Source organism: Leptolyngbya sp. PL-A3 (assembly GCF_039962325.1).
Classification (GTDB): Bacteria; Cyanobacteriota; Cyanobacteriia; order Elainellales; family Elainellaceae; genus Vacuolonema.
Genome location: NZ_JAMPLB010000112.1, coordinates 1 through 13,166, shown reverse-complemented (window position 1 = coordinate 13,166; position 13,166 = coordinate 1). Strand labels below are relative to the sequence as shown.

Annotated in this window: 14 protein-coding genes and 4 pseudogenes; 17 read left to right on the top strand and 1 reads right to left on the bottom strand. The window is 45.8% G+C overall.

The features are described 5' to 3' along the window. Positions 1–262: 262 nt before the first annotated feature. The 17 genes and pseudogenes from NDI52_RS33410 (at position 263) to NDI52_RS33330 (ending at position 11,716) form a co-directional block, all read left to right on the top strand. Positions 263–775, top strand: a complete 513-nt coding sequence (locus NDI52_RS33410; RefSeq protein ID WP_190769895.1) for a thioredoxin domain-containing protein — start codon at positions 263–265, stop codon at positions 773–775. Between the two features lie 247 nt (positions 776–1,022). Then, positions 1,023–1,205, top strand: a complete 183-nt coding sequence (locus NDI52_RS33405; protein ID WP_190769894.1) for a hypothetical protein — start codon at positions 1,023–1,025, stop codon at positions 1,203–1,205. Beyond that, positions 1,202–1,405 (top strand): annotated as a pseudogene (locus NDI52_RS33400) (hypothetical protein); the annotation flags it as partial. The gene NDI52_RS33405 and the pseudogene NDI52_RS33400, both read left to right, overlap by 4 nt. A 93-nt stretch (positions 1,406–1,498) precedes the next feature. After that, positions 1,499–2,080, top strand: coding sequence for a nuclear transport factor 2 family protein (locus NDI52_RS33395; RefSeq protein ID WP_190769892.1), 582 nt, complete (start codon positions 1,499–1,501; stop codon positions 2,078–2,080). A 159-nt stretch (positions 2,081–2,239) separates the two neighbouring features. Then, positions 2,240–2,908 carry an NAD(P)H-dependent oxidoreductase gene (locus NDI52_RS33390; RefSeq protein ID WP_190769891.1) on the top strand — a complete coding sequence of 223 codons (669 nt, stop codon included), beginning with the start codon at positions 2,240–2,242 and terminating at the stop codon, positions 2,906–2,908. Between the two features lie 157 nt (positions 2,909–3,065). After that, positions 3,066–3,821, top strand: a pseudogene (locus tag NDI52_RS33385) (SDR family oxidoreductase). Between the two features lie 132 nt (positions 3,822–3,953). Further along, positions 3,954–4,637, top strand: coding sequence for a type 1 glutamine amidotransferase domain-containing protein (locus NDI52_RS33380; protein WP_190769890.1), 684 nt, complete (start codon positions 3,954–3,956; stop codon positions 4,635–4,637). 5 nt (positions 4,638–4,642) lie between these two features. Continuing rightward, a pseudogene (locus NDI52_RS33375) lies at positions 4,643–4,738 on the top strand (SDR family oxidoreductase); the annotation flags it as partial. A gap of 34 nt (positions 4,739–4,772) precedes the next feature. Then, a complete protein-coding gene (locus tag NDI52_RS33370; RefSeq protein WP_190769889.1) occupies positions 4,773–5,693 on the top strand; it encodes an NAD(P)/FAD-dependent oxidoreductase in 921 nt (306 codons plus the stop codon). Between the two features lie 302 nt (positions 5,694–5,995). Continuing rightward, on the top strand, positions 5,996–6,859 hold the full coding sequence (locus NDI52_RS33365) for a dioxygenase (RefSeq protein WP_190769888.1): 864 nt from the start codon (positions 5,996–5,998) through the stop codon (positions 6,857–6,859). 30 nt (positions 6,860–6,889) lie between these two features. After that, entirely contained in the window at positions 6,890–7,354 is a 465-nt protein-coding gene (locus NDI52_RS33360; protein ID WP_190769887.1) for a lipocalin-like domain-containing protein, read from the top strand. Positions 7,355–7,528: 174 nt separating this feature from the next. Further along, positions 7,529–7,909, top strand: a pseudogene (locus NDI52_RS33355) (DUF981 family protein); the annotation flags it as partial. A gap of 249 nt (positions 7,910–8,158) precedes the next feature. Further along, positions 8,159–8,848, top strand: a complete 690-nt coding sequence (locus NDI52_RS33350) for an ankyrin repeat domain-containing protein (protein ID WP_190769885.1) — start codon at positions 8,159–8,161, stop codon at positions 8,846–8,848. 225 nt (positions 8,849–9,073) lie between these two features. Then, positions 9,074–9,904: an alpha/beta hydrolase gene (locus tag NDI52_RS33345; RefSeq protein ID WP_190769884.1), complete on the top strand. Its 831-nt coding sequence runs from the start codon at positions 9,074–9,076 to the stop codon at positions 9,902–9,904. A gap of 81 nt (positions 9,905–9,985) precedes the next feature. Next, on the top strand, positions 9,986–10,333 hold the full coding sequence (locus NDI52_RS33340; RefSeq protein WP_242035969.1) for a hypothetical protein: 348 nt from the start codon (positions 9,986–9,988) through the stop codon (positions 10,331–10,333). A gap of 123 nt (positions 10,334–10,456) precedes the next feature. Beyond that, the gene (locus tag NDI52_RS33335; protein ID WP_242035970.1) at positions 10,457–10,888 is read left to right on the top strand and encodes a hypothetical protein; all 432 of its coding nucleotides are present in this window, start codon (positions 10,457–10,459) and stop codon (positions 10,886–10,888) included. A 555-nt stretch (positions 10,889–11,443) separates the two neighbouring features. Beyond that, positions 11,444–11,716 (top strand): beta/gamma crystallin-related protein, encoded by a 273-nt coding sequence (locus NDI52_RS33330; protein ID WP_190769883.1) that lies wholly within the window; start codon positions 11,444–11,446, stop codon positions 11,714–11,716. An 862-nt stretch (positions 11,717–12,578) separates the two neighbouring features. Here NDI52_RS33330 and NDI52_RS33325 read toward each other — a convergent pair. Next, positions 12,579–12,989 (bottom strand): hypothetical protein, encoded by a 411-nt coding sequence (locus NDI52_RS33325; RefSeq protein ID WP_190769882.1) that lies wholly within the window; start codon positions 12,987–12,989, stop codon positions 12,579–12,581. Between the last annotated feature and the right edge of the window lie 177 nt (positions 12,990–13,166).

Here is a 13,166-nt window from a genome sequence, read left to right as displayed (position 1 = left end):
GTGAGCGATCGCACCCAAGCTGTGATTGTTGCGGTTAAACGCGGCATTGTTAGTTTATAGAATGTACTTTCGATCGAGTTGAGAGCCTATCTTAAGTTAGAGCCTACCTTCTATTTTAAGAAGGAGCGGCTGCTCCATCAAATTACAGCCTAAAAACGTTAACTCATTGTAGACGACAACTAAAAGCCAATTGCTTATATTGAATTCATGTGGATTGAGCAGGTGAATCGCAAGGTTCCATGCTTGATACAGATGTAGAAAGATGATCGACGACCATAGTTCCAGTTTTTTATTTGTGCCAGCTTCAGCCCAAGATCACAGTCAAGGTGTGCTAAGTGCTGCCGTGGTGTTAGTGATGTATGGGGATTATCAACGTCCTAAAAGTGCAACCGTTTACAAGCTGATTAAAATCATTCGGCAAGAGCTTACGGTCTCTTTTGGAGAGGATTATTTGTGTTTTATCTTCCGCCATTTGCCACAGATCCAGATTCATCCCCATGCTCAACGGGCAGCCCAAGTCGCCGAAGCCGCCGCCGCCCAAGGAAAGTTTTGGTTAATGAGCGATACTTTATTTGACCATCAACAAAGGTTGGAGAACGGCTATCTTGTCGAGTACGCCAATGATTTAGGGCTTGACATTCCTCAATTTCTCAAAGAGTTATCTAAACAAGTGCATATCGATCGCATCAATAAAGATATTGAAGGCGGAATGCAGAGTGGAGTGACGACTGCTCCAGCCCTGTTTCTCAATGGAATGCGGTATACCGAGCACTGAAACACGATGGAATTGATGGCAGCCATAATTGCTGCAAGTCATTAAGTTCCCCGATCTTTGCTCTCAATTCATATCTGACTTGTCTGTAAGTGCTATAAGCCATCAAATTTTGATGGCTAGATTTTGCCTGTTTCACTGAACAAAATTGCCGCTTTTTGAAGCATGACAACAGTTACCATGCCAACAACTGAATTCCTAGGTGTTGATTTTGTCAATTACAGATCAGTATTTCATTGAGGATAATTCTATGACGCATTTACTAGTACAAGGCAAGAATGATTCTGGGTATGAAGATACACCTCAGACTGATTCTCTTCAGAACTCCTCAGTTAATCATGCTCTGATTGCGATCGCGCAAGAAGTCACTGAGTTGCTGAGACAAGCTTACCCGACACAAACCGATGAAATTAAAACAGAAGAAACAGAATGATACTGCAAGATAAAGTGGCGTTAGCCACTGGTGGCACAACAGGTATTGGCAGAGCAACAGCGACCCTTGCGGTAGCTGCGAAGCAGCGCGCGCTCGGTGCTACTGGAGCAAAAGTCGTGTTCTCCGGTAGACGCGACGCAGAAGGAGAAAAAACCGCCCAACTGATTCGCGAAACAGGCGCTGAATGCTTATACGTCCAATGAAACAAATTCACTAACATCACAAGAATCTGAAAGCAGTCAAGCATTGGAACTCAAGACACTTTAGATAGATAAAACCAGGAGTATTTAATCATGGTCAAAGAGCAAACTGTAGACGGACAAGCAAATTTACAAGCAACTACCAATTTGACAGCAGCCCAGGAGCCTTTGCAAACACTTTGGGAAGAGCATCTGCAACACGAGTTTGGCACTCACAGTACTGAAGATGCCCTCGCTACGATGGTTGAAGATGCTTACGTTAACCACATCCCGGTAATGATTGGGGGAGTCGGGAAACCAGCACTGCGCGAGTTTTATTCCAAATACCTCATTCCACAGATGCCGCCAGACATGGAGTTGACCCCCATCTCGCGCACGATCGGAACGGATCAACTCGTCGATGAAATGGTGGCTAAGTTCACTCATACTGTTTGGATGGAATGGATATTACCCGGCGTCGCTCCAACCGGGAAACGGGTGGAAGTGCCAGTAGTAGCGATCGTCCAGTTCCGTGACGGCAAAATAGCCCACGAACACATTTACTGGGATCAGGCAAGTGTATTGGTTCAAGTCGGCTTGCTCGATCCGGGTACACTTCCCGTCGTGGGCGTTGACAGTGCGCGTAAGGCGATCGATCCCAACTTACCTTCAAACACACTAATCGATCGCGACTAAGTGTAGAAGCCAGCAAATATCAATGCCTAAACCCGCCATTTTGCAACCAGGATCGCAACTCGCCTGACCCAGCCACGTTCTATACCCGTGGTGAAAAAGGCTGTCTGGATTATCCAGCCCTAGCAAAAGTTTAGAAACTTAGAAAACGAAACAACTCACATGAAAGTTTTGATTGTTCTTGCACACCCAGAGCCGAAAAGCTTTAACGGAGCAATGTTTCAGACAGCAATTGACACGTTCAAAGACTCTGGGCATGATGTTCAATATTCAGATCTCCATACCATGGAATTTGACCCTGCATCCGATCGCCGCAACTTTACGTCTGTCAAAGATCCTGACTACTTTAAGCAGCAACTTGAAGAGGTGTATGCAATTGAAGTTGGAGGATTCATTCCAGAAATTGAAGCTGAGATCCAAAAACTGGAATGGTGCGATCTGATGATTTGGCAATTCCCTTTGTGGTGGTTCAGTGTCCCTGCAATTTTGAAGGGGTGGGTCGATCGCGTCTTTGTTATGGGGCGTGTTTACAGTAATGGACATATTTATGAAACAGGCAGATTTCGAGGTAAGCAAGCAATGCTCTCGTTGACCACAGGTAGCACAGAAGAGGACTATCTTGCAGGCGGTTTTAACGGTGATATCCATGCTATTCTGCGCCCAGTTCAGCGAGGGATGCTGCAATTCGTTGGTTTTGACGTTCTTGCTCCGCAGATTGTTTATGCCCCCGTTCGCCAAACAGATGCAGTTCGTCAACGTATCTTGAATGATTTTTCGCAACGATTGCGAACCATTGAACGTGAGTTGCCGATCGCCGTAGGTCAGTATTGATCGGCATGGAACTGGCGGGACTGGATTTATGGGGCACACAGCCAGGATCGTACTCATCCTGGTTGTAGGAGGCGCTTCTTATTGCTGGCTCCTACACGTATTGCTCATTGAGTTTTTGACAAAGTGACACAGCCATTCACAACAAGAGGTAACTATCATGATGCTGAAAGACAAGGTTACTTTGGTGACTGGCGGAACATCGGGCATTGGTAGAGCTACAGCGATCGCTTATGCTCAACAACAAGCAAAGGTGGCGGTGGTAGGTCGTCGAATGGATGAAGGTGAAGAAACGGTTCGATTGATCAAGGAAGCTGGCGGAGAGGCGATTTTTGTGCAAGCAGATGTCACGAAAGAAGCCGATATTCAAGCAATGGTTGATAAAGCGGTTGGCGTTTTTGGTCGGTTAGATATTGCCTTTAATAATGCAGGAGCTGTCGGCGAAAACCCCTCACTGATTGAGCAACCAGAAGCGGAATACGATCGCATGATGAACGTCAATGTTAAAGGTGTTTGGTTGTCGATGAAACATGAAATTGCTCAGATGTTGAAATAGGGAAGTGGTTCAATCGTCAATACGGCATCTGCGAATGGAGTCATTGCACTTCCTGGCGTACCCCTCTACACTGCGAGTAAGCACGCGGTAATCGGTTTAACAAAAGCTGCTGCGCTCCAATACGCCAAAGCGGGTATTCGCATCAATGTCGTTGCACCAGCAGCAATCGAAACAGATATGTTTGAAGCAGCTACAGGTGGGCAAGATGAAGCCAAAGCTTACATAACAGGACTTCACCCGATCGGACGGGTTGGAACACCGCTTGAAGTTGCAAATGCAGTCCTGTTTTTATCATCTGACATGGCATCGTTCATAACAGGTGAAACGTTGATGGTAGATGGTGGGTTTATAGCGCAGTAGTCGATCGGCAGTGCGAAACGTTGCGACCCAGTAGCGATCGACACCGATATGTTCTCACACCAACACTGAAGGCGAATCAGGCGTTATGCAGCGAGAAGGGCTGTGTTTGAGTTCTTAAGAAGGAAGTTTGCTATGAAGATTCTCATTGTTCTCACGTCTCATGACCAACTTGGCGATACCGGAAAGAAAACTGGTTTCTGGCTGGAAGAGTTTGCTGCTCCCTATTACGTGCTGAAGGATGCGGGAGCAGCGATCACGGTGGTCTCACCGAAGGGCGGTCTGCCGCCGCTCGATCCGAAAAGCGATCTACCCGAATTCCAGACCGAATTAACGGAGCGCTTCCGCACAGACACCGCTGCACAGACTGAACTTGCCAACACGAAAAAGCTAGCCGACGTGTCCGCAGACGACTTCGACGCAGTTTTTTACCCCGGCGGACATGGTCCGATGTGGGACATGCCCGACAACGCGACATCCATCGCACTGATCGAAGCCTTCGTGAAGTCCGATAAGCCAGTCGGTGCAGTGTGTCACGCGCCAGTCGCGTTGGTCAATGTGCGCGGAAAGGACGGCGAGTATCTAATCAAAGGCAAGCGCGTAACCGGGTTCACAAATGAAGAAGAAGAAGCGGTGGACTTGACCGCGGTCGTGCCTTTCTTATTGGAAGACCGGCTAAAGGAACGGGGTAGCATCTACAGTAAAACCGCCAACTGGGTCCCCTATGTCCAAGTGGACGGGAGGCTCGTGACCGGACAGAATCCGGCCTCTTCGGAACCCGCAGCGGAAGAGTTGCTGAAGTTGCTTCGCTCTGTTTGATCTGTGCGGTAGTAGGCTTAACAAAAGCTGCTGCGCTCCAATATGCCAAAGCAGGTATTCGTATCAATGTCGTTGCACCAGCAGTAATCGAAACAGATATAAGAGACTGTCTATCCCGTTGGAGAACAGAAAAAGATGATGAACCAAAACAAAGAGATGTACGAGTGCATCATTGTCGGTGGCGGTTCCGCTGGACTCAGTGCGGCACTGGTTTTAGGCAGAAGTCGCCGTCGCGTGTTAGTCTGCGACCAAGGGAATCCGCGTAACGCTCCCGCACACGAGTCGCACAGCTTTTTCACCCGCGATGGCATCAGTCCGCATGAACTTTTGAGCATCGGGCGCGACCAACTCAAACCTTATAAAAGCGTTGAATTTCAAGCGATCGGGGTCAAGGAAATCAACCCATCCGGCAATCAATTTGAAGTTGTGTTTGAGGATGGCACGATTAAAAAAACGCGCAAAATTTTGCTGGCTTTCGGGGTAATGGATGAATTTCCAGCTCTCGAAAACTTTGGTGATTTCTGGGGCAAAAGCGTGTTTCATTGTCCCTATTGCCATGCCTGGGAAGTACGCGACGAGCCGCTTGCCATTATTGGGAATGGCGAAATGGGCATCGAAATGGTGGCATTGCTGAGAAATTGGAGTGCTGATTTAGTCCTCTGCACCAACGGCAAAGCCGATCTAACCGCTGATCAAAGGACACTGTTGGAAAAGCACAAAATCCTTGTTCGTGAAGAGAAAATCATCCGACTCGAAGGCGATAACGGACAATTAGAGAACATCGTTTTTGAGACAAACGAGAAAATTGCGCGTCGCGGAATACTGATCCGACCAAAGCAAACACTCCGTTCAAACCTAGCTGAAAAGTTGGGCTGTGAGTTGAATGAATTCAATTTAATCAAGACGACCAATGTTTTTAACGAAACTAGCGTCAAAGGCGTTTATGCGGCAGGTGACATCACTTCACCCATGCAAGTGATCGCCGCTGCTGTTTTTCAGGGTAGCATTGCTGCTGGCGGCTTAAATCACTCTCTGATTATGGAAGATTTCGTCTAAATCAACGTAATTCAATCTTCATCAGAACAAGCATCGTGGCTGGTCTAGTTTCATAGACCAAGAGAGTAGGGAAAGTCATGTGTGTTAATTACATATCAAGTCTACAGAGCGATCTAATGATGCAGTCTTTGTAGTGGTGGGTTGGTAGCGCAGTAGTCGCTTGGCAGTGCGAGATGACAACACTTGCAGACAAAGTTGCACTGGTATAGCTGTAGCCAATTAGATTAGGACACAGACTATAAGTCAAGATAGTCGCCGTAAAACAACCATCATTAATCACGTAACTAAAAAGGAGTTTGATCGTGCAGAACATCACACTTGACACTATCACTGAAGCCGTCATTGATCATGGCGATCGCGGCAAATCTCACCCGCGACTCTATGAAATTTACACGAGCTTGGTTCGACATTTGCATGACTTTGTGCGTGAGGTAAAGCTGACTGAAACAGAATTGCAGCAGGGACGTAATTTTCTCAACCAGGCAAGTCATCACACTCAAGAGATTCCCACTGGAGAGATCCATCTGTTAACGGATCTACTAGGGATTTCAGAATTGGTAGAATTGCTGCACGATGCTCATCGCGGTACAGAAAGCAATTTAGAAGGACCTTTGTATGTGCCGAATGCACCAGAACGGCAGATGGGCGATCGCCTGGGTATTGATGCAGAAGGAGACTCACTTTTCCTGTCAGGCAGGGTTTTAAATTTGAACGGTCAACCGATCGCCAATGCTCTGATTGATGTTTGGCAACCCAACTCCAAAGGATTATATGACATCCAAGATCCATCTCAGCCGTTGGGGAATTTTCGCGGACGTTTCAAAACGAACAAGAGTGGAAAGTATATGTTTGAAACCGTAGTGCCATTAGGTTACAAAGTGCCATCCAGTGGTCCATCTGGCGAATTGCTGCGACTCTTGGGACGGCATCCCTGGCGGGCGGCTCACATCCACTTTAAACTCAGTGCTCCGGAGTATACTTCGCTGACAACACAAATTTTTATTGCTGGCGATCCTCACCTGGATTCAGATACAACCTTTGCAGTTCAATCGGCGATCGTTCAATTGCAAAAGCACGAAGCACTAGACGAACTCAAGGCACATAATCAAAGTAAACCGTTTTACACGACTGAGTTTGATTTTGTGTTGAAACCCGCTACTCTCTAGCGGAGAATCATCAAGCAATGGTTGCACATTATGTCTACACCATCAATCCAGAACAATCTGCTAATTGGCATTTGGAAGTTAATTTCTGCAGTCGCCATTTACGCTGATGGAACGGTGACTCCAGACGTGTATGGAACTCATCCGGTTGGCTACATCACTTACACATCAGATGGTCACATGATGGTGATGTTTTCTAGGAGTGATCGCCCATCGTTGAGTCAGGAAGTGCGATCGCCGTTGAGCCCAGAGATGCAATCTCTACCGGCTGAAGAACTTGCTCAAGCATTCACAACATTCAATGCTTATGCAGGAACTTATACCTTGAGTGGCAACACTGTAACTCATCACATTGAAATTGCATCCATTCCGAATCGAGTGAGTACAACGTTGGTTCGCACCTTTACTCTAAACGAAAACCAGGTAACACTGAGAACTTCGCCAGTCCTAAGCAATGGTGTGGAGATAGTGTTCGAGTTGGTGTGGGAACGCATTTGATTACGTCTTAAACCCAGATTTAAACACATGAAAGCTGCCTCTTACTTGTAGATGAGATTAGTAAACTTCAGCGCTTTAAATCAGATAAACAAAGAATGAGAACAACACAACACCTGTTTTTCAGACTTCTACAACATGAATATTTCTGGTATCAAACACTTGCAGGAGATCTAAATGTTTATCGACTACATTACGCCCATGCTCATGAATCTGGTAGCTGGGCTTGTTTTGCTAGCAACCTATGTGTACTTTGGTCTTGATGAATCCAATCAGAAACGCTGGGTTCCAGGCTTTGGTATGGTTGGCGCGCGCTGCTTCGCAGATACCGCAAGGGTCGCGTTAGTCACTGGCTTACATATGACGTTTACCTGGCCTGTGATTGGTAGTTTCAATATTGCCTATGGTGAAACAAGTGTCCTGTTTGGCATTCTATTTATTGGAACTTCTCTAGCTCGGGCAACGGGTTGGGATCTGCCCACCCTAAGTATTTATGGATTTTTTACAGGTCTAGTATCACTTCTCATTGGCATTCGCTTCATCAACTTAGGGTTAACACCAATGTCTTTGGGTTCTGTTGATGAAGCGGTTTCATTTGCGCGTGGTACAACGGCATGACAAGCCGCTTGCACACCGACTGTATCGAGTCTTTTCATTGGCTTAGTGAGGTGGTTTGCGGCAGGTGAAGCGGGTGCGTTAGCCTGCTAGATTTTTCTCAAGGATTGTGTATGAAAGGTTGCCTAGAGTGCCAATCTGGGCATACTTTAGTTCTGGATTAGTCAAGCAGTCAAAAGTACAGGCTGACTTATGGGCATAGATTTAGAAGGTTCACCGCTTTATAAAGCCGTCATTCAAAGAAAAATTGATGGTGTTCGTTCCAGCTTGGCTAATAAAGTTTTTAGTTGGGACTTTGCTGATAATGACGAAGATGACTACATCTTTAGACGAACATTGAAAGAAGCGATTGAGTTTGACCAACAAGATACCTTAGAAGTTATGCTTCAGGCTCATTTCGGAGATACTGAGTATGGTGATGGCAACTCAAAACCCTATTATATTACTGAAGCTTTAGAAACTGCGGCATGGCTTGGAAAGCAAAACATTGTAGCCTGGTTGCTTGAAACAGAGAAGGCTAATATTCACAACATATCTAATGCTTTAGCTTATGGTACTTGGAGTAAAAATCTCCAAATCCTGCAACTGTTAATCGATGCTGGAGCCAACCCAAACTACGAAACTGAGTGGGGCATACCATTGATCGCTGCTGCTCGAACTGGAGATTTAAGAGTTGTGCAATTTTTGATAGAAGCAAGTGCAGATCCAAACATGGAAATTGAGACCGATGGCTTTAGTAGTCCGCTCGTGGCTGCGGCTTATGAAGGGTATGAAAAGGTTTGCGAGTACTTGTTACCCTTAACGGTGGATGAGGAGGCGATCGAGTTTGTACGAAAGGAACTGCCAAGGAGAGCCACAGGCAGAAAACGAAGAGAACTTTAATGTAGCAGCGCAGGCTACCAGTCAGTGCAGCGGACTGCTGTTTTATGCTCGTGGTGTGGCAAAGAATACTAGCAGCCGCTGACCTTGGTCGTTCGACTGCTTCGTTTAGTTGGTCGGTTAGGGCGTAGTTTGAAGATTGTTTGGTGAGAGGTGATCACCAGCAATTCTGTTCAAGATCGTTCAATCTCGATTCAGAGATGCTGATGAGGCAAAATAGGAACGTCGTTGCTGCAATGGAAAAGATGCAGAATGCCCAGAACCAGGATTGGCAACATTGAGATGTACTATGAGGTTCACGGCAGTGGTGAGCCTATAGTTTTGATTCACGGATTGAGCATGGATTGCAGCACATGGTTCAATCAAGTTTCTGTTTTTTCTCAGAACTATCAAGTAGTCGTGTTCGATAATCGCGGTGTTGGGCAAACTGATGCTCCCAATGAGGACTACTCAACGGAAATGATGGCGGATGATGCTGTCGCTTTGTTGAAGTTTTTGAATGTGGATAACGCTCATATTTTGGGCTTTTCAATGGGTGGCATGATTGCCCAGAGGATTGCGCTGAAATATCCAGAGATAGTGAAAAGTCTGCTACTCAACACAACTGCCGCCCAATTTCCCGCCAAAGCAAAACATTTAGTTCAGACCTGGTTGAGGATGCTTAACGAAAATGTATCTTTAGAAACCCGTATACGAGAAGGCTTTTTGTGGGGTTACACAAACAGATTTTTTGAAGATGACGAAAGGGTGACGGCTTTAGTCAATCGTGCGATCGCTCATCCTCATCCGCTATCCACTCACGGTTTTGCCGGACAAGTTGCTGCGCTTATGGAGCATGACACGCGATCGCAAATCAGCCAAATCTCAGTTCCGACCCTGGTGTTGATTGGTGGAGATGATATTTTCATTCCTATAGAATTTTCAGAGGAACTTGCTGCCAAGATTCCAAAAGCTGAGTTGGTAGTCTTAGAACGTGGCGGGCATAATTGCTGGATGGAATTTCCTGAGCCATTCAATCGAGCTGTGATGCGGTTTTTAGAAGGGGTGGCATCGAAGTGAGGAGTGAAAGGGATATAATCAGTAGATCGCAAATTCTCCAAGAAAGGGGTAGGGTCAGGCTAAGAGTATCAAAATCAAGCCATGACGACCTACCCATCCTCATTATCACCTGCTCCTGTTTTGGCTGATGAAGCCACCCTTGAGGCTACCCTCGATTGTTTGTTGGAGCATATTCCGCTGGAAATGGAAGGGGGATATACCTGCCAAGACCTGTTCGAGATCCTGCTCCGAACCGCGAGTCGCAACAGTAGCATTCAGCATACGGCTCAACGACTCCAAGGAGTACCCAGTGGTAACGGCATTCGCTATCACCTCGATAAGTCAGACGACATGACGAGGGTGGAGCACGATCTCAATAAAGCGCTCCAAAGCCGCATTCCCCCAAGGTGTGCCAGGGTAAACATCGTATTGCCATTGACCTGCACCTGATTCCGTACCACGGCAGCGCCAGTGAAGCCGAAGCCCCCTATATCTATCGTTCTCAAGCCCAAGTTGGAACCACTTCCTTCTTCGCCTACGCCTTGGTTCAAAGCTCTCAATATTCCCTTCCTGATGCCAGCAGTGATCCGAGGGAAATCGGGGGGCACTCGGCAACTGTTAGTTGGACATAAACGTTATGCGACCCACTACACCCTCACCAGTCCGACCTATGGTTCAATTTGCTGTCACATGCGGGTTGTCTGCAATTATCACAAGGGTTTCAAGGGGAAGCATGGCATCCACTACACCCTCTATGTCGTTCATCGAGTCACAGTCGCACTCAATCAACTGCATCAGCATTACAAAGACCGTTTCGGAATTGAGACCCGTTACAGAATCAAAAACCAGTGTCGCATCCGAACCACGAGCAAAAATCCGATGACCCGGTTGTTGTTTGTTGCTCCAAAACAATGCTGGAATTCCTTTCTCAGGCAGTTGAGCGAAATTTCCCAGTCATCACAGCCATTTATTTACCTGCTCCGCTATGAATTTGCGACCTACTGATACTCAATCTAACTTATCTACAACTGTAATACTAGTTGCATTTGGATGCCAACTTAAGTTGGAGCCGGATTACCATTATGAGATGCATTTAGCAATCAATCAATTTGTTGTATGAAAAGTCCAACTACGAGTGGGCGACAATCCAAAGCTGATTTTCTATATTAAATTCATGCAAACAAAGAATTGCAACTGAGTTACAAGATCTAGTTTGCTTCACATCAGTTGTTCAATCCCCAATTGAATAAAGCGTTGATTTATAGATTCTTGAATCTGTTCATCGTCTAAAATTTGGGAAAACAACATTTTCTCAGAAACCTTGTCAGCCATTCAATACTGAAATAATTCTCGGCGTAATCTAGGCTACGCGTAAGCTTCAGCGCTTTCAAATGGCAGAAATTACTGACATCCAGAAAAGCCAGGAGCATATTTTGAAAAGCTAGAATTACCGTCGTTGAACAGTTTCATAACTTGAATAAAGCCGAGGCTAGAGAATGTCCGAAAAGTGTATTAGCTTAAACGTTGCAAAATCAAATTGATTGTAGGAGAAAAATAACAATGGCTAGAATGCAAGTCTGGGATGATGCAAACTTTGGTGGAAATTCCATAGTTCTTGAAACAAGTATCGCAAATCTTGCGGAATTATCGAACGGTCTGATGAATGACAAAATTTCATCATTCAAGGTTGAAAATGGTGAATGGGTGCTTTGGTCAGATGCAAACTTTTCAGGCATCGGATTAATAGTAGGACCGGGTGAGTATCAATTTATTGGAGATTTAGACTCACGGTTTAATGATATTGTGTCTTCGATTCAAGTTAGATTTCAATAGTGGTACGTTGTAGCACATAACGCTTTGCGATTGGATCGATCGTAGTGTTTTTAGGGAGGTTCACAGGGCGAGCCTCCCTAAAAAATATTTGTGATTCTTGGCTACCGCCTGCATCGGTATTGCCGCAAAGTTCCGTTAGTACGCCCTAATCGCCGTGTTTTGTCCTTACTAATGTAATGTTCGATTTCAGGAAGCAGGACTCGTTCGTATTTACCCTAATCATCCGTATTGAGCTGCTTGCAGGTGGTCTTTCCTTCTAGATTTATGACTAATCGCTCAATGAATGCATCCGTATGTTTACCCACACAGGCAGCAAGGATCAAGCCACTAGAGCAGGCAAGACTCAAGCCAAGCTAACAATCTTCATCTTCAGTTCTCCAGTTTCTCATTGCTTCTGTTTTCTAAAACGAATAGCCGCATTTCATTGACACTGACTTCTTCGGTTTCGTCTCCTTTAACCTCCCCGTTGTGTACCAATTGTGCTTTTCAACTGGCAGTGCGAACAATGTTGAGAACGTTGTTGTAAGCCAGTTTGGTCGTGCGGCTAATCCCACGCAGACTCCTGCCCTCACTATGCGCTTACAGCACTTAGCAGATTTGTTCAGAATTGATATGGTGACGGTAGTAAAGACTATCAAAAGATTCAGAAAAGATTTGATGGCAAGTAGGACAAAGATAGCGCTGATGCCATTAGAACCTTGCCGTATTTATGGGCTTTGCTATGGCCACACAGCGGGCATTTCATCGCTGATTTCTGGGTAATGAGCTTCTCTACTCCATCAGTTCCACATTAGATTGGCGTACTACCCAATGTCATTTAATCTGTCGCTGTACAATTAGTCTAATAAGCAATCAATGGGCATTAACGCCGGTTGCGATCGCGCTCCAAATCATAAATGACCTTCTCTAGCACCCAGTTTGATGAGCGATTCGGATGCGTTTTTTGGGTATAGGAAATGAGCCGATTAGCTGTATTGCGATCATCATGTAGTAGTCGCAGTAGTTTCCTTTGTAAATGCGGGTTTGTTTGTTCAGTCTGCTGTAAGCTGGTAGAGCCGTTGCTGATCTTTGGTAGGTAGTTTCCTCGCTTTGCACTATAGGCAATAACGGTAGCACCGCCCCCTACAATCAGAAAGGCTACAATTACTTGGCTCGAATTCATCGAGCGATTTGCTGTATCGCTGTCTATCGCCTGAGCAGGACAAATGGTTGTTTCAGAGACAATCCCGAATGTCGCAATCAACGCCAAAGCAAGATGTAAAAGTTTCAGCATTGACAAGTAAAATCCTCCTTTGAGTTAACCGATAATTTGGGTTGCGATCGCTTGCGCTCGATTGGGTAGAAAAGTGAGATTATCTCAGCCCAGCAAAAAAGAGGTCTAATGGGGGTTGAAATCAAACAGTCCCCAAAAAGATGAATATCACCCGACCTCCTCTCAGTAGCCTAGCCT

Coding starts and splice junctions, on each gene's coding strand:
- NDI52_RS33340 (WP_242035969.1), top strand. CDS start 9,986: ATGACGACCTACCCATCCTCATTATCACCTGCTCCTGTTTTGGCTGAT.
- NDI52_RS33325 (WP_190769882.1), bottom strand. CDS start 12,989: ATGCTGAAACTTTTACATCTTGCTTTGGCGTTGATTGCGACATTCGGG.
- NDI52_RS33395 (WP_190769892.1), top strand. CDS start 1,499: ATGGTCAAAGAGCAAACTGTAGACGGACAAGCAAATTTACAAGCAACT.
- NDI52_RS33335 (WP_242035970.1), top strand. CDS start 10,457: ATGCCAGCAGTGATCCGAGGGAAATCGGGGGGCACTCGGCAACTGTTA.
- NDI52_RS33370 (WP_190769889.1), top strand. CDS start 4,773: ATGATGAACCAAAACAAAGAGATGTACGAGTGCATCATTGTCGGTGGC.
- NDI52_RS33360 (WP_190769887.1), top strand. CDS start 6,890: ATGTCTACACCATCAATCCAGAACAATCTGCTAATTGGCATTTGGAAG.
- NDI52_RS33405 (WP_190769894.1), top strand. CDS start 1,023: ATGACGCATTTACTAGTACAAGGCAAGAATGATTCTGGGTATGAAGAT.
- NDI52_RS33390 (WP_190769891.1), top strand. CDS start 2,240: ATGAAAGTTTTGATTGTTCTTGCACACCCAGAGCCGAAAAGCTTTAAC.
- NDI52_RS33330 (WP_190769883.1), top strand. CDS start 11,444: ATGGCTAGAATGCAAGTCTGGGATGATGCAAACTTTGGTGGAAATTCC.
- NDI52_RS33350 (WP_190769885.1), top strand. CDS start 8,159: ATGGGCATAGATTTAGAAGGTTCACCGCTTTATAAAGCCGTCATTCAA.
- NDI52_RS33380 (WP_190769890.1), top strand. CDS start 3,954: ATGAAGATTCTCATTGTTCTCACGTCTCATGACCAACTTGGCGATACC.
- NDI52_RS33410 (WP_190769895.1), top strand. CDS start 263: ATGATCGACGACCATAGTTCCAGTTTTTTATTTGTGCCAGCTTCAGCC.